Raw genomic sequence first — 18,368 nt, forward strand, 5'->3', positions numbered from 1 at the left:
TAAAATAGCTCAAATTATTAAAAAAAGCTTAAAAACATATGGAAATGCTTATGAAAACAACAATTATTATAAAATGAGCTATGATAAGCTTAAATATCCTAGACTGAAAAGCGATTTTTTAAGAGTTTAAGTATTAATTTAAAGATTGGTCAATGTGGCCTGAAAACGCATTCACAAGTCTGGAACTGTTTGCAAGCCCAATCAAAAATATCAATCGCTTCATATTTAAAAAAAGAAATTTTAAAAGATTCCAGGGGAAAATCATTGAAATTCCCCCTGAATCTGAATATAGACTATTAAAAGCGTTATGCTTCCTCAGCGATTTCGCCATCATCTGAGAAAAGTTGATTAAGCATCCATTCGGAATCGTATTCCATGATGTCATCATACCCTTGGCCGACACCCAGAAACATGATCGGCTTTTTAATGACATAACCGATTGAAAGTGATGCGCCTCCTTTGCTGTCGGCGTCTGCCTTGGTAAGTATTACGCCGTCAATGTCGATGGCCTCGTTGAATTTCCTGGCCTGTTCGGTTGCGTCATTGCCTGTTATGGCATCACCGACGAATATTACAAGGTCCGGTTTGGATACCCTTTTGATCTTTTTCATCTCATCCATGAGGTTTGTATTGGTCTGCATCCTTCCTGCGGTATCAATCAGCACAAGCTCCTTGCCCTGGGCACGGGCATGCTCCACAGCATCGAATGCGACGGCGGCAGGGTCTGAGCCTTTCTGGTGCTTGATGATTTTGACTCCCACATTGTCTGCATGATGGGTGACCTGCTCGATTGCACCGGCCCTGAAAGTGTCTGAAGCCGCAATGACAGGAGTGTAGCCTTTTTTAAGATAGTAATTGGCAAGCTTTCCGATTGTTGTGGTCTTTCCGGTTCCGTTGATTCCGACAAACATCACCACAAGAGGCTCTCCCTGAGCCTTCTTTTCCTCAAGCATTTCAGTCATGGATTTGCCCGGAATGTTGATTATATCATAAACAGCATCCTTCAGGGCATAGTAAGTGTATTCGGTAATGTCGTTGCTTCTCTTGATTTTCTTTCCGACAAGATTTTCCTTTACGCTTTCAACGACATCTGTTGCAACCTCCATTGCAACGTCTCCCTGAAGCAGTTCCATTTCAAGCTCAAAGAGTATGTCCTCAACGTGCTTTTCCTGAATGGTCTTTTCGCGCACGAATGAAAATATTCCTCCTGAAGACTCCTCATCATCTGAATCATCTTTTTTATCCTTGTTTCTGCTCCAGAAGTGGGATTTCTTCTCCTCTCCAGCTTCTTCTGAATCCTCTTCATCGCCAGACTCTTCCTGCTTGTCGTCATCTTTGCTTCTGCTCCAAAAGTGGGATTTCTTCTCTTCCTTAACTTCCTCAACCTCTTCAGGAGCTTCCTCTTCATCATCCTTGCTTCTGCTCCAAAAGCGGGATTTCTTCTCTTCCTTAACTTCTTCGGGAGCTTCTTCAACTGATTCTTCCACTGCAGGCACTTCTTCTACAGTTTCTTCCTCTGCCTGAGCCTCTTCAACTGGTTCTTCGGCCTGCGGAAGTAAATTATCGTCATCCTCTTCAGCTTCTTCCTTCTTCTCTTCCTTTTTCCTTCCAAATGAGAAAAATGAAAATCTGGAACCTGACTCTTCCTTGAGGTTGTCTTCCGCTTCTGCCTCTTCAATGAGTTCCTCTTCCAGTTTCTCGCTTGTTCGAGAGAATTTCTTTTTTAGTGATTCAAACAAAAATAACCCAACCTGTATATTAATTAGTATTAGTTATGTAACTCATAGTATTTAAAAAAAATGAAATGTGACATTTAACTGTCTGTGAGATTAAATGTCAGTTTTCCGGTTCCGTTATTGGTTATCTGCATCTCACTGCATTGCGGATGCAGCTCGCCTAAAAGGCTTTTTGCCTCAGTTGCATCCATGTGCTGCGGCAGGTATCCGGAAATGCGAATAGGATAGACTGTGCATGTGCACTCGTCACCGACCATGTCCATCCCCACGAAGTAGGCCACATGGGTCTCCTCGTTTGACTGGTCGAATATGAAATTGCCCAGGCTGTAGAAAATAGGCTTGCCGTTGTACATCTCGGCTCCCTGAGGCACGTGAGGATGTGATCCTACAACCACATCTGCGCCGTAGTCTATAAGCTCATGGGAAATCCTCTTCTGGTCATCGTTGGCATAGTTGAGATACTCGTTTCCGTAGTGCATGAACACTATAATCAAATCAGAATCGTTATGCTCGCCGATTTGCTTTTGAGCATTTTCGGATGAATATGCTGAATATCCCGGATTTGAACCGTTTGCAATAGGCATCACATCCTGTGAATATTCGCCGAAGTTTTCTGAATCCATATAGTTGAGGATTGTAATCTTTCTTCCGTTGATATCCTTCACGACAGCCGCATGGGCCTCGTCCTCTGAGTTTCCGGCACCGATAGGAGTGATGTCGGCCGCCTTGAGGTTTTCCACTGTGTCCCTCATTCCGTCGATTCCATAGTCGAATGCATGGTTGTTTGCAAGGGCCGCAACTGTCAGGTTGTTTGCCTTAGCAAGGGGAACGAAATCCGGAGAGCACTTCAGGGGCACGTCTCCCTTGACCGCATTTTCGGAAGTGGTTGCGGCATTCTCAAAGTTGATTATAAGCAGATCCACATTGGAGATGACGTCGCTAACACCGGCAAACGGTGATGAATCGGTGCTCAATACACCTTCCATGTTACGTGCAAACATCACATCTCCGGTAACCGCAATGGATACGTTTTCCTTTGAGCCCATATTGAGAACTGAGCTTGACGGATTGAATACTGTCGCCCAGACTGCAACTATGACCAATAATACGATTATGATTAATAGGATATCTCTAAGTTTCATTGCAAATAGTTATATCTTTTATAGTAAATAACCATATTGAAAAAAATGACCGGCAACATTAAATTCAATCGTTGCCGTTTGCAATTTCAAGGACCCTTTCAAGGGAAACTTCAAAGTTTCTTGAAATCACTTCGGGACTTTGGGTTTCAAGAAGCTTTAAAATGAATTTCTCCTCTGTTTCCGCACAGCCATTGGCATGGCCATCCTCAAAACCCTTCTCAAAACCCTTCTCAAAACCCTTCTCAAAAGCTGCTTCTTCGGCCCTTTCGAGTTCGCCAGCTATTCCCGCAATTCTAATCTGTTCTTCAAATGGTTTTATCTCTATCTTTGACATTTTTATCACTTTAATATATTGTTTTTTAGGCATTAACTGATTATCATAGTGCTGCTGCCTTATCCAACCATCTTCACTTAATGCACAACACAACCAATCACGCCAATATATATGTTAGCTTTTACAATCAATCAGATTATTTGAATTTCTTCATATTCATAGTTTTGTATCCCATATTATTAAACATTACTATTTATCGCATCAAACATATATTGACAAATGCAAGACCATAGAACAAAGAATCAGCAGATTATTTGACTTTTTTAAATGTAAATGGTCAAGTATTGAATATGAATTGTCCCGAAAGTTGTTTTAAAGCTATATACGGACATAAGTTTAAAAAAATCAATGCGAAAATGAAGAATTGTTAATTTAGCTGCCCTAAAAAAAAAATAAGAAAATGAGGATGGGCATCCTCATACGAAGTGTATTGTAAATGTTGACGGCATGTATTTCTTGTCACCGGCAAACTTCATGACCACTGTGCTTCCTGAAGGCAGTGAAATCATGTCTCCGGAATAACCTGTGGTTGTTCCACCCAAGGATCCGTAAATGGTAATCTTTTTGTTTGTCAAGTCATTACCGTGTATGTCCTTTACAAATGCCTTGACACTTCTTGATCCATATCCCCAATAAGAGTAGGATGTGAACATGTAGTAGTATCCTGTACGGGTCGGAATCTTTTTGGTGACCTCAATTGTGGCCTTGGCTGAAGCTTTTTTGAAGTTCTTGTTTCCTTTGAAGGTTATTTTGACCTTATGTTTTCCGACTTTTATGCCTTTGGTTTTAAGAATTGCGTAACCGTCCTTTTTGGTTTTTACAGTGTATGTTTTAGATTTTTTACCAGTGTAGACTTTTACTTTAAGTTTTATTCCCTTAAGGTATTGACCGGAATTCTTGTTGTAGACACCGATGTAGTATTTGCCCTTTTTGACATCCTTGTAGTACCATATTCCGTCATAGGTGTTCAGTCCAATTGAAGCCTTTTTGACTGTGATTTTGGATTTCTTGGCCTTTGCAGTAACTGCACCTGCTGCAATGCTGACCTTAACCTTGTGCTTTCCGACTTTAAGTTTGGAAGGAGAGTAGTATGCGTTACCGCTTGAATCGGTTGTCACATGGACTTTTTTAGCCTTTTTGCCTGTGTATACCTTCAAGAGAAGCTTTACGCCACCGATTCCCTTTTTGGTCTTGGAGTTGATGACCCTTACCTTAAAGGATTTGCAGGTTCCGTATTTGGTGGTCAGTTTCTTTGGCTGGATTGTTGCCGGAGCCTTTGCGATTCTGATGTTTCCCATTGACACTGCGCCTGCTGAGTATGATGCCGGGATTGTGGCAGTCACTGAATATGTTCCAGGGTTGAACGGAACGCTGTAGGTTGCAAAACCGTTGGATCCGGTGTAGACTATAGCTGATTTTCCGTTTGAGAATCTGAATGTTACCGGAACATTGGCAACTGGAGCATTGTTGTTGTTTGTGTCAACAACTTTAGCATAGACTGTCTTGTCTCCAAAGTAGCTTCCTGATTGTGACAGCATGATTTTGCCTGTAATTACTCTGTAGACATCACTCTCATATGCATCATTAGGAGAATTCCATGTAAAGGAGCAGTCATACGCTTCTGCACCATAGATTGCTCCACCGTTTCTCGCAGCTTTGTTGAGTGCAAATGTTGAGTCATATGCAGTACCGTAACACATTGCACCTCCCCAGTATCCTGCTTCATTATCCCAGAAATAACTGTCTGTAACAACGGTATCCGCATATTCATCGGTATATATTGCACCACCGTCATCATCAGCATCGTTGAATCTGAAATCGCAGTTCATAACTTTCAGTCCGCTGTCATCTTCATCATTGTTGTAGATTGCTCCTCCGTCGTCATCGGCATGATTATTCTTGAAGGTGGATTGTGAAACCACATTATGGTCTGCACATGAATATACCGCACCACCGTATTCAGCAGTGTTGTTTTCAAATTCACAATGGTCAACTGTGCAGCCGTCTCTCAGGTATATCGCACCGCCCCTGTCGGATGCGGTGTTGTTTGCAAATCCTGAATTATATGCATTTCCTCCATACATTGCGCCTCCACGTTCAGCAGAGTTTGCAAGGAACACGGAGTCATATACGTCACAGTAATAGGTCGCTCCACCGTATTCGGCTTCGCAGTATCCGATGACACATCCTTCAATTTTACAGTTTTCATAAGCGTCACAATATACCGCTCCGCCATACTCATCATAATAATCACTGGCGTCACCGGCTTTCATGACAAGGTTTTTAAGAACCACACCTGAGGATTCTATATAAAATATTCTTGAAAGTCCAACAGCGGTCAGATAAGCGTAATCGTCTTCCGGTCCTGTAATAGTTATGGCCTTGTCAACAACAATTTGATCTCCGCTACCTTTAAAGTATCCGGTAAGGGATATCGTATCTCCATCATCTGCATCATCGATTGCATCCTGTATTTCACTAAATGGATGATAATCAATTTCTTCCGAGTCAGTCAAAACATCATCTGTGGTTTGAACTTCATCCACTGATATTTCCTCTTGTATTTCATCTGTTGCCAATGTTGCATTGTCCGGGTTTTCTGCTGAAATCTGACTCACAGCACACAAAAAGACAAGCAATATCATCAGCGTGAAAATAACATGCTTCTTATTAAAAATAATAATTCCTCCATAATATCAATGTTAATATATTTGTTTACCACTTATATATAAGATACATAAAGGAAAATATTTATGGAAGAATGTTAATTAATTTACTAATTTTTATAAATTATGTCAAATAATTTCTTTAATTTTAGAATAAAATATGAAAAATGGATAATATGAAAATGAAAAATTCTTTTGGAAAAAATGAAAAAATTGAATGATGCATTATATTTTTTACATCATTTTTCACATGTTTCAAGAAAATTTTCAAAACATCGAGTTGATTTTTAATCTTTAAATTCTTAACTTAGAGTTATTTAATTGAGTTTATGCATACCTTCTTAAAAATCTTAAAGAAATATCCTCCAAACCCATTATTTTTCTTTTTCAATGATATACTTGTCTTGGGAAAATACCTTGCCGTTTAAATCTGTTAATTTAAAATCGACATGATCAACATTATTGTTATCCAACTCACAACTACCAATCACTCCTGATTTAAATTCATCGGCCGTAGAATTTATTTCAAAGAGCAACTTATCATTTTTATCTAAAAACTTAATGTTCATGATATAGTTAACTGAATCGGCCGGAGAATTATAAGATTGCCCATGAACAGTGTATTTATAATTATTGCCTGAATCACTGACATCAACATCAGTTATATTCATGGCAAATACACCATCTTCAGTAGTGTGTTGCCCTGTCGGAATTATGACAAAGAAATAAACTAAAATCAACACAACAACTATCGGAATGGCAATTTTAATAAATTTTTTAAACGTGTCTTCTTTTTTATTCGGATTAATTTTTCCAAACACCTTAAGATATCTAGAACCGATTTTCACATCATCAAGAGGCTTTCCTGCAATATTTGAAGCATTTTTAACTAATGTTTCCAATTGTCGTTTAGGATTTGGAAATGAATATAGTATTGTTTGAGTTTCAAGAATAAACTCCAGATTCCTACCTATTTTAGATCCGTCAATGTTAAACACCAAAATAGGAATGTTTCTGGAAAATGCAATGTCGGTTTCAGTGACAATATAATTGGTATCCATAGAATTTTTAGAATAAATTAAAACAAAGCATTTGGAATCTTCAATTACATTAATTATCTTATCAACGGAATCCTTTGAAGACATGTCCTTTGATTTTATCCAGGCATCTATGTTATTTTCTTCAAATATGTTGTAGATTGCCTCACTGACTTCCTTATCCCTTTCATCATAGCATATATAAACATCATTATTCATGATTTCACCTTAAAGTTGGATATATTCGTCATAAAGATATCCGAAGAGTTCATCATCTGATGATGCGAATTTTAAAACGGATTTTCTGGTCAGATATTCATTTCTGATTAGCAATCCATGTATGATAGCCAATATCCAGAACACAATATATATGACGCTGAATAGGGCAAGCATCGGATATGCAACAAACAGATAGCCGAATATTCCGAAATAAATCATCAGACACATTAAAGTTGGAATGAGATAAACAATTCCCATCAAAGCCCATAACTTTTTGCTTGAACTGATACCCATATATATGAACGAAGCCCAATAGATAGGCGTGAAAAGTAAAATTAAAGACAGATAATCCTTTTTATGTTTTGACAAATCTTCCTCTTTGAAATTAGTAAAATCAAGAAGTATCGGTTTTTCTGTGGTTTCATCACATAATTTTAATACGTCCTTGACCAACGTTTCAAATTCGTCTTCAGGATTAGGATATGCAGACAGCCATTGTGTTATCTTCAGGAAATATTCCATATTTTCCTTAGGTAGTGAATCATCGATGTTGAATGAAAGAATCTGCTTATTGTTAGAAAATGCCATTTTAATCTCATTGTTTACATACTGGGATTCCTGGGAATGGGCCGAATAAATCAGAACAACTATTTTTGTTGATTTGATTGCATCAGCAATTTCATCAACGTAAATCCGTCCGGATGCAATATTTCTCGGTGCAATCCAGCATTTAAGACCGTTTTGTTCCAGAGCATAGCAGACCTTATTGGCAATATCGCCGTCTTTTGTGGAATAGCTGATAAAGACATCATGATCTCCTCTCATGTTACCACCCGACTATTGAATGCAGTGTCAACAACAAATTCCCTGTTATTAGCCTCAAAGAGATATACATCAGTATCTTTTGTAAAAGACAAATCAGTTTTATTGAATGAATCATAAGGAATAATCATGGAATGATATTTAAAGCCACTGCCATCTTCAAATTCCATTGTGATTAGATAACAAGTCTCATTTAAATAATCGATTGTGCCTTGATTTAGATTGGCAAAATGATACAGGAGATTTGTCAATTTTTCATCTGAAGAGTTTAGTTTGCTGACGTCCATATCATAAAACTTATATAATTCATTTTTAAATTCGGCATTATCCCCTTTGACTGCGTATCCAGAGCTTGAAGGATGATATAGGGTTATCGAATCTGTTACGTTTGATTCCTTTTCCATATATTTGTAGCCTGCAATAGCAAACCCGCCATAAATTAACAGGATAATGGCAGTTGCTATGATTAGATATTCAATTATTTTCTTATTCATTTAAACACCCGCAGTTTGACTATACTATAATCTATTTCAAGTAGTACTTATAATTACTTTTTAATGACTATTTTGACTTTTTTGCTGGCAGCGGTGTAATACGCATTTCCTGCAAATTTGACAGTGGCCTTGAATTGGCCTTTTTTCTTCAGGTTCTTAATTTTGAATGTCGCTTTTCCTTTGGCATTGGTCTTGGCCGTATATGTCTTGCCCTTAACCTTCAAGGTAACCTTTACCTTTGCAATCGCTTTACCGTTGCCCTTTAAAGTTACAGTGTATTTTTTTGTTTTGGCTTTCAGCTTGAATGTCTTTTTAGAGGCAGTTATCTTTGAGCTGATCTTTTTAACAACAACATTTACCGTAATGCCTGCTGGCAGGTAATTGTCATTGCCGTTAAAGCTGATGCGGACATTGTAGGCATTAGGCGCAAGATTAATCGGCAGGCTGGCCTTGCCCTGTGCATTTGTGATGAGCATGGTTGTCCTTCCATTCAGATTGACATTGATGAGAGTATAAGGCATCACATTTCCATAATGGTCCTTTAAGGTTATTGCAAGTTCATCCTTGCTTCCGTATACCTTCGTCAGGCCGGAAGATACCAAAATAGGCACTGCCCTTCCGGATTCATCTACAACATACAGGACCCCTTGTTTTACCGCACAATTCAGATTTTTAGTGGACAGTGACCCTGAAATAGTATATGTTCCATAATCAAGTGAAGAGGTATCCAGATAATAACCTGCAAAATCAAAATCATACTTCAAACTAAGTTTGGTTACTTTATTGTACTGATTTATCAGTGTGAGTTCCAAATCGGCACAATTATCGAATAGATTTCCATCTTCATCTTCCAAACGGCATATGCTGACATAGTGGCCTTTCTTTACCATGACGCTATTGAAAACCATATTCAGCGGCAACTTATAAGGTATCTCGTCCTCATCATAAATGATTCCACCGTATTTGGCATCGATCCTATTGTTTTTCAGATATAAATCACCGTAAACACTATTCTCATAATGATATCTAAACATGACAGGAGTTAGGTTCTCCGATTTGACATAGGAATTCTGCAAATCAAGATATCCAACAGAATAAATGGCACTCCCCCAATTGGCCGAATCCTTGGTGAAATCGGAGCCTATAATTAAACACTTTCCATCGGAATAAATTGCTCCGCCACTCTTAATCGCACGATTATCGGCAAAATGAGAATATGAAACGTCTAAACCACTAATGGAATCTTCATTTGAACTATATGAGCATATGGCTCCACCAAACTCGCCAGAATTGTTGGTGAAATTGGAACGTTTAACGATGCATGTTCCATTTTCATCCACATAAACAACACCGCCATTGCCTCCCAGATTATCGGCAAAATCAGAATCCATAATAAGACATTTGGCAGATACATAAATGGCGCCTCCGCTTAGATTGCCGTGATTTTTAGTGAAATTGCAGTCAGAAATATTGAGGGCTATACCGGAGTTAATTTCATTTTCATCGAATACGATTACAGCTCCACCATAACTTGCGGAATTATTGAAGAAAACGGAATTCCTAATCAAACTGGTTTCAATATCCCCAACATATATTTTTGATTTTGATAAATAAATGGCACCGGCACTATACCGAGCAGAATTGTCAACAAACAGTGAATTGTCTACAAGTTCCGGATTATAGAGTGCCCCACCATAATTGGCAGAATTATCAATGAATCTGGAATCGATTATGCTTCCTGAAGTACTAATCGCACCGGCAGTGTTTTCAGCATGATTTTTGAGGAAGGTGCAGTTTTTCACCAAATCCACATCGTAGGCGGCACCGCCATATTTAGCAGTATTATTGATGAAACTGGAATCGTAGATATCTGCTTCGACAAACAATAGAATGCCCATGTTGGATCTGAACATCTGCCAAGCATTGGTGTAGATGGCCCCTCCATAAGAAGCGGAATTGTTGATGAATTTGGATTTGTAAATCTTTAGATATTTGCTGATATATATTGCTCCACCAGAATCTGCATTATTCCTGATGAAATTGGAATTGTAAATGTTTAGATTGTCAAAGGAGTAAATCGCTCCGCCACCATAACTTCCAAAAGCAGAGAATTCAGCATATATTGAAGTGTTATTGACGAAATCCGAATCATGAATGTTGATATTGTTATGTGATATGATCGCTCCGCCGGAAGTTTCTGCTAAATTATTTGAAAATCGGCATTTGGTGAAATCGTTCAGCTTGGCATTGGAGAATACCGCACCTCCGGAATTGGCCGAATTATTTTCAAACAAACAATTTGTGAAATTATTATAAGGAACTATGGAGAATACTGCTCCTCCATTGTAAATGGCCTTATTATTTGTGAAATTAGTGGATGAAATCAGATTAGTTCCGATACCACTTGCATATACTGCAGAACCGTGTATCCGTGCAGAATTATTGTCGAAATAAGAGTTTTTAATGGATGATTCTTTGCTGATCATCAGATATGCTCCTCCGCCCATATTGGCAGAATCATTGATAAATTTACAGTTATTCAATCTAACGTCAAACAGAGAGTAGAGCCCACCGCCATTTTGAACCGCCGTGGAATTGATGAAACTGCAATTATTTAAGGTGACATTGCCGGCGGCAATGTATACGGCACCCCCATTGCTGGAAAACGTATTGCGGAATACTATGTTTTCCAAAACAACATTGTTGGCGCTGACATAAAAGCCTGCAGCCTTGGACAGACCATTGATGACGTGGCCGTTTCCATTGATTCTTATTGTTTTGTTGATGTTGACCCCATATTCGCCATCGTCAAACTGCTCGTCATAGAAATAATCCTTATAAAGAGTAATTAAAGAACCTGACTCCGCATCATTGATTAAGTCCTGAATGGCATTGAATGACTGGCCGGAGCCGTCACAGCTGACTCTAAAACTAAACTGAACAACATTTGACTCAAATACGTTATCCTTATATTGTGCAGATAGAGTGTGTTGCCCTTCATTTAAATTAACATTCAATGAAGCCTTTCCGTTCTTGATTTGGGCATAATAAACCTTGCCGTCAATGACGAATTTCATCAAGCAATAATTAAGGGCGTTGACATCAACATCACTTAGAGTGGCCTTAATGTTGAAATTTTTTGTATTAACTGAGCTGAACTCATCAATGTCAACCCTGATGCTTCTCAAATTGACATTTTGAGTGAATGCCTTGATGCATGCCACATTGCATGAGCCTGCATAATCATACAGGTCAAACCATGTCACTCCATCCTCGCTTATGAAAGATACATTCTGGCTGAAAGTCTTTTTGGTAACTTCCTCGGCCGAACAAACTGGAATACAATTATTACCATTGTTGTGGTTATGGACAACAATGCTGAACTCATCACCCTTATCTAGCTGAACAAGAGTGTTGAAAGGTAGGGTATAGTATCCTGCATAAGCGGTGCCATCCTGAGAGAACATGAACTGATTGTTCTTATAAACCATGACGGTGAAATTGGTTTCACTGTCAAAATATGTGGAAAATGCAGATAAGAGGCTTTCATTTTCTGCTATGAAAGAATTCTTAAAGTAGATTGAGTCCATATAATGATAGAATTCACTGATTCCGGCGAAATCATACTGATAAATTTTAGTGTATGGATTGTTGTCATTGAAAACGAATGTGTAGGCATGCATATTCGGAGATATCTGCTCGGATATCTTTTGATCATAGGACAAATATCCAAAACCGTCGTTTTCCCAATTCTGACCCCAACTGTTTTTGAATATCCAAGCACCATGAGCATCATTTCCTAATGAGTCCTTTCCATTATAGTTATCGTCCCAACCGACAAGGGAGACTGCATGGTAATCCTTACCCCATTTAAATGTTACCGAAACGGCACCATAATCCATTATTGCCAGCTTATACATATAATTATCATCCCGATCCAAACGGGCAGGCAAGAACTTAACGTTTTGGATATGGAACATCGGATTTTCCAGAAGGGATATTGAGGAATAGTCGTCATAACTTTCAACTGACTCGTCAATCGGACCCAGCCAGCTTGTCAGGTAACTCAATATCATTGACTCATATCCGGCGTAGTTGGTTTCGATTTTTATACCATAAACAGAGTAAGCGGCCATCAGGTTTTTAGCGTTTTCCTCTGAAAAATCATATTTTACTCCTGTTGCCTTGCTGAGGCAAGTTTCAAGAGTGGAAATGCCGGAAAACGCCCAGCAGTTCCCGCCGTTCTTCTGGTCCTTGACTGAACTGACATAACCGTAATCATTGGAATTGTAATAGGAGGCCAACGGCTCTGTTTGAGATGAACTTGACGCTGAACCTGAATTATTAACCAAACTGACCGGATTAAAGGAAGCCGCCTCATAAAGGTTATCGTATTTAATGCTTATAAATGAATCTCCAAAATCGATAGTGCAAGGTGATATGACACTATATTTTCCATTGTTGAGGATTTTATTGGACAAATCTACGCTATAGCTATCGATAAGCCTGTAACCATCAAAAAGCTTATCCCTTGAACCGGTATATAAATTTCCTTGAACTATCCTGAGATATAAATTGACATCCAGATCCTCCAGCAGGTAAACGGTCAATGACGGATTAACAAACCTGTCGCTGAAGGAAATATTGACTGAAATGTTATTGAGGGCTTCATGGGTGGCAATTGAGGTCAGATTCTTATCATCATCAGTGCCGTAAATCACCATTCTGACCAAATCGTCATAAACCTCATAAACAGGATAAGGGTAATATAAATGGTCAACTTCAGAAGACGAAAATTGGTAATATAGCGGATTGCTTATAATATAGTAATCCTCGCCATCGAGAGTGGCGCGGAATTCTGCGAAAACATGATAATCATTGGCATAATAATTGGAAATTACATTTTCTCTTTTCCCATCATAGAATATAGAAGACCCTTGATTTGCAAAACTGTCGCCCATCGTATTGAAGTGCATGACAAATTCATTCGGAATTCTGGTATATATTGTTCCGCCAACTAAAGCATGGGAAACATAGAACCAGTTTCTATAGAAGTTCACGGTTCCGTAAATATCATATATCGCACCTCCATAAAAATTTGCGTGATTGTTGCTGTAGGTGGAATGAAACGAAGCCAAAATCGAATTCAGATTACAGATGGCTCCACCAAATTCTGCACTGTTATTGTAAAATGTTGAATCGAAAATATATAATTCGCCATTTGAATTATATATTGCGCCACCACCGTCTGCCAAAGATGCAGAATTATTTAAATTGGTTTCCCTGACCGTTATATTTGAATTTAGTGAAGCAAGGCATCCTCCAAAACTAAAACTGACGGAACCATCGAAATTGGACCTGTCTATAAAAGCGTTTGAATTTTCACAATAAATGGAACCTCCATAATAGGATGTATAAGCCTTATATTGGCTGACAGTATAATCCTCATCATCAGAACTAGTAAATGGAGTGAATCTTCCATTGTAAAGATTTAAATTGGAATTTAGACAATATATTGCGCCTCCCTTATAAGTGGAAGAGTAGTGGAAAAATACCGTGTTTGAAATGGAAATGTCTGAATTTATGGCTGCAATAGCTCCGCCATTAAAAGCATCAAAGACCCTTTGAAAATGACATCCGTTTAAAACCAAAGTGGATTTGCTGTCGCTTGGACTATCACAGACAATCACTCCTCCATAAGAGCTGTCGAAAAATCCGGAACCGTATTCAATTTCCAGTGGATTTAGTGAATCGAATTCCTTGCACTCTTCAAAATAAACATCTTCTGCAGTTAATGTGGCCTGATTGAGAATGCGCACATTCTTCAAATTTAAATTGTCCAACTCCAGATATGAATTTTCCCTAATGATGAAATCATATTGATTGATCAGTTTGGAATTGATTACGACATTTCCCTCTCCTATCAGCCTGGCTCCGGCAATCGTGCATGAGGCATTCAATTCATAGGTTCCCTCTGCAAAGTAGGCAGTGACCCTGGAGCTTATCCTATCGGCATACAAATATTTATATGGATTGTCTTTAGACCCGTCGCCATCATGTGAAGCATGTGCGTCAAAGTAGACAAAATCCTCATCATTTGATATGGCTGAAGATGAGCCGGAAATTTCAGTATTGTACGTGTCAGCTCCGGAAACCCCCGCCTTGTTGCCTTTAAAGATACATGCGGTTACAGATCCGCCATACATTGCACCGCCATATTCAATTGCCTCATTATATGCGAAGTTGCAGTTTTTTGCTTTCACATAGTATGCTGCACCGCCGTTTTTGGCATAATTGTCTATGAAGTAACATGTGTCTACAGTATTGTCCTTACCGTACATTGCACCGCCGAACTGGGCATAATTTGCAGTGAACCTGCAATTTTCAGTGCGGAAACCATCATATATTGCACCGCCATAATCCGCAGAGTTTCCAGTGAAGTTACAGTACACACAAGTAGCCTGATATGCTGCACCGCCAAATACTGCGGAATTATCTGTGAAAATGCAATTGCTGGCGGATCCATACTTCATCACACCACCATAATCCGCAAAGTTGCCGGTGAAATTACAGTTCACACAGGTAACGCTATAAACCGCACCGGCTTCCCATACAGCGGAATTTCGGATAAATGTACAATCATTAACAGGACTGTATTCAGGAAATAGGACATTGACAGCGCCCCCTACATTGGCATGATTCTCCTCAAAGGTGCAGTTCACAATCGAATAACGCCTCGTGTTTCCTCCACTGTAAATAGCACCCCCGTAGTAATGTGCGGAATTCCCCTTGAAAATACAATTCGTGAAAGAACCGCCGCAGCTCGCACCGCCGTTATATATTGCCGTGTTTCCATAAAACCTACAATCCACACAGGAAGCCCCATAGGTTGCACCGCCATAGCCTGCAGAATTTCGGCTGAAAGTACAGTTCACTGCAGTGCATGCGCCATTGATGGCGCCTCCCTCAGAAGCTGCCTTGGCATTGGTGAAAACGATGTCATGGAATACGACGTTTCCATCGCTTATCTTAAAAATATTTGCCTTGTTGCTACCGTCCACCGTATGGCCATTGCCCCAAACGGTTACGGCACGATAAATATTGATTCCTTCATTAAAACTAGCATCCGACTCGGAGTCAAATGCATAGTCATGATTCAAATAAACATCCGTACGATTATTGCCATTGATGTCATTGCTCAAATCCGTGAAAGTCTTTTTTTGAACATCATTAAGTTCCGTCTGCGGACTTTCAGAAACTACATCACTGACATCATCAGTAATTACTTCTTCAGTTATTTCTGTTGTTTGATTTGAATCATTTGCGCTGACTGCCGAGACAGCACCGATTAATAGAATTATTGAAAATATTATAAATAAAGCCCTTTTATCAAACATGGTTAAATGTATAATTTTTAACATATTTAAATTATAATATTTTGATTTAGATTAAGACAGTTCGTTTATGCAAAAATATTATATTAATTAAAGAAAAAGATAGTATTATGTTAAATAAAAAGAATATTTTTGTTCTGTTGATGTTGGTGGTGGTCATCACAACAATGTCCTCAGTCTGCGCAAGCGACATGGGAGACGATATGGCAAATGATACCAGCGACACAGTAGAGCTTAACGAAAACAACGATGCAACAAGTGCAATGGAGGAAGAATCAGATATTGATGCTTCCGGAGAACATTCATCCGATGATATGCTTAAAGACGACACTGAATGGAGAACATTTACAGAACTTCAAGAACTGATTAACGACGCAGAGGAAAACTCTGAAATAAACTTGGAATATAACTATTATTGCGATGACGAATTTGGACAGGCCAAATATGGAGTATCAATTAATAAAAACTTGACGATTAACGGAAACCTCCATACCCTTGACGCGTGTGGAAAAACAGGAGTCCTGTTAATATTTGCTGATGACGTCATGATAGCCAACTTATATATCCTAGAAGGCTATGAAGACGGACCCGGTTCCGGAGTGTATAACGAAGGAGACAGCGTCAAATTTGTAAACTGCGGATTTTATGATAATGTTGTCGGCACAAACGGCAGCGCCATATATAGTTTAGGGTCAATTATATTGTATCAATGTACTTTTGAAGACAATTACGCCTATGAAAACGGTGCCGCAATATATGCCACCAGTAACGTTTTAGCAATGAATTGCGCATTTAAGAATAATGAAGCAAAGGGAAACGGAGGAGCAATATGTTCCAGGAATGGAAAGGTCGGCCTTGTCAATTGCGAATTTTACGACAATAATGCCACTGAAGGAAACGGCGGAGCAATAAATACCGATAGGGAAATTCTAATGGATTACTGCATCTTTTCAAATAATAATGCTAAAGGCGGAGATGGAGGAGCGGTATATGCCTACTACCCTTCAGAAGATGACGTCTCCGTAAATATAACCACTTCCATATTTTATGACAACTATGCATATGGAAACGGTGGCGCACTCTATCTCGACTGCTTCACAGTGGATGGATGGTTCTACAGCGGCGCTGGAAAATCCTACATTGACAATGCAACATTTGTTTTTAACGGCGCGCAATACGGCGGAGCAATATGCAACTGGCAATATAGCGATATCGCAAACAGCAAATTTTTAGAAAACTATGCCCATCAGGGCGGCGGCGCAATCTACATGAACAACGGAATAGCCGAAGATAGCCTTACACAGACATTCGGTTTGAACATCCACGGAACCACCACATTCACAAACAATACGGCCGGAAGATACGGTGGGGCAATCAAAATATATGCAAATCCTGTTCCCCTTGAAAAAGGCATCAAAGGAATATTGAACGTTTATGACAATGTGGTGTTTGAAGGAAACAATGCAACGACCGGCGGAGCATTATCCATTATCGACAGTAACTCTTCAGTGAAAAATGCGAAATTCAAAAACAATCATGCAGACACAGGAGGAGCTGTGGAAGGGGGCAATGTGACTGACTGCACATTTGAAGGCAATTCGGAACCTGCAACCTCAGGCACCACTGTTACCAACAACAATAACAACAATAACAACAACAATCCTTCAGGCCTTACCCCTAGCGAGGGCATTGCTTACGGATCCACCCAAATTCCAGTCACAATCATTCCAACAGCATTGTCAACCAGCTATGATTCCGGAAAAAATTTCCAGGTAAGGGTGATTGACAGCAGAACTGGAAATGCCGTGAGCGGATTTAGCATTATCTTAAAGATATATACCGGCAGCAACTTCAAGACCGTGACTGTGACTACCAATTTTGATGGCGTTGCCCAGTACAGCGCATCCATGCTTTCCATTGGCACCCATAGAGTCATAATATCAAACGGACAGGCCGGCCGATTCACAAGTCCCGACAAGACAAGTTCCATAACCATATCAAAAGCAAGCTATGCCATCAAGGCGCCTAAAAAGACCTTGAAAAAATCTGGGGCCTATAAGATAACTGTCAAAAATAAGGCATCAGGCAAAGGTTTGAAAGGCGTGAAACTTACTGTAAAAGTGTATACCGGCAAAAAGTTCAAGACCTACACAATAAAAACAAATAAAAATGGTGTGGCCTCTTTAAAAACCAAAGCTTTGGCAAAAGGCACCCATAAAGTTGTTATAAACATCAAAAAGAGCGGCCAGTATAACGCAGCTAAAAAGACCAGCTCCATTAAAATCAAATGATCTTGATTGAATGTTTGGTTTTTTAACCGAACATTTGATTTCTTCTTTTTTTGAAAATTAATTCTCAATTTGGGCCAATTGATTTATTTTAGAGTATCCACCATTATTAATCCCATTCTAAATATTAATAATCTGATAAGATAAATTGAACCTGCATCATATCTTGTTGCACAAATAGACTCTAAAACTTCACAAAAAAATTACGTTGAGACATCAACTTGGCATTGAAACAT

The 18,368-nt window shown here is 39.1% G+C and carries 9 protein-coding genes; 1 reads left to right on the forward strand and 8 read right to left on the reverse strand.

Annotation, left to right across the window (positions count from 1 at the left end):
- Window positions 1–305: 305 nt before the first annotated feature.
- The 8 genes from ftsY to QZ138_RS02790 form a co-directional block, all read right to left on the reverse strand.
- Entirely contained in the window at window positions 306–1,739 is a 1,434-nt protein-coding gene (gene ftsY, locus QZ138_RS02755; RefSeq protein ID WP_292885954.1) for a signal recognition particle-docking protein FtsY, read from the reverse strand.
- 74 nt (window positions 1,740–1,813) lie between these two features.
- On the reverse strand, window positions 1,814–2,878 hold the full coding sequence (locus QZ138_RS02760) for a CapA family protein (RefSeq protein WP_292885957.1): 1,065 nt from the start codon (window positions 2,876–2,878) through the stop codon (window positions 1,814–1,816).
- A gap of 64 nt (window positions 2,879–2,942) precedes the next feature.
- Window positions 2,943–3,212 carry a hypothetical protein gene (locus tag QZ138_RS02765; RefSeq protein ID WP_292885959.1) on the reverse strand — a complete coding sequence of 90 codons (270 nt, stop codon included), beginning with the start codon at window positions 3,210–3,212 and terminating at the stop codon, window positions 2,943–2,945.
- A gap of 416 nt (window positions 3,213–3,628) precedes the next feature.
- A complete protein-coding gene (locus tag QZ138_RS02770; protein ID WP_292885962.1) occupies window positions 3,629–5,830 on the reverse strand; it encodes a hypothetical protein in 2,202 nt (733 codons plus the stop codon).
- A 422-nt stretch (window positions 5,831–6,252) separates the two neighbouring features.
- Entirely contained in the window at window positions 6,253–7,134 is an 882-nt protein-coding gene (locus QZ138_RS02775; RefSeq protein WP_292885965.1) for a toll/interleukin-1 receptor domain-containing protein, read from the reverse strand.
- Window positions 7,135–7,143: 9 nt separating this feature from the next.
- On the reverse strand, window positions 7,144–7,959 hold the full coding sequence (locus tag QZ138_RS02780) for a toll/interleukin-1 receptor domain-containing protein (RefSeq protein ID WP_292885966.1): 816 nt from the start codon (window positions 7,957–7,959) through the stop codon (window positions 7,144–7,146).
- Entirely contained in the window at window positions 7,956–8,450 is a 495-nt protein-coding gene (locus QZ138_RS02785) for a hypothetical protein (RefSeq protein ID WP_292885968.1), read from the reverse strand. Before QZ138_RS02785 ends, QZ138_RS02780 begins: the two co-directional genes overlap by 4 nt.
- Before the next feature lie 53 nt (window positions 8,451–8,503).
- A complete protein-coding gene (locus QZ138_RS02790) occupies window positions 8,504–15,847 on the reverse strand; it encodes a lectin like domain-containing protein (RefSeq protein ID WP_292885971.1) in 7,344 nt (2,447 codons plus the stop codon).
- 107 nt (window positions 15,848–15,954) lie between these two features.
- On the opposite strand from QZ138_RS02790, the gene QZ138_RS02795 reads away from it, so the two are divergent.
- Complete coding sequence (locus QZ138_RS02795) at window positions 15,955–18,135, forward strand: hypothetical protein (protein ID WP_292885974.1); 2,181 nt, start codon at window positions 15,955–15,957, stop codon at window positions 18,133–18,135.
- Window positions 18,136–18,368 lie beyond the last annotated feature (233 nt).

It is taken from the genome of Methanobrevibacter sp. UBA212, from assembly GCF_905233225.1.
In the GTDB taxonomy this organism is placed as follows: domain Archaea; phylum Methanobacteriota; class Methanobacteria; order Methanobacteriales; family Methanobacteriaceae; genus Methanocatella.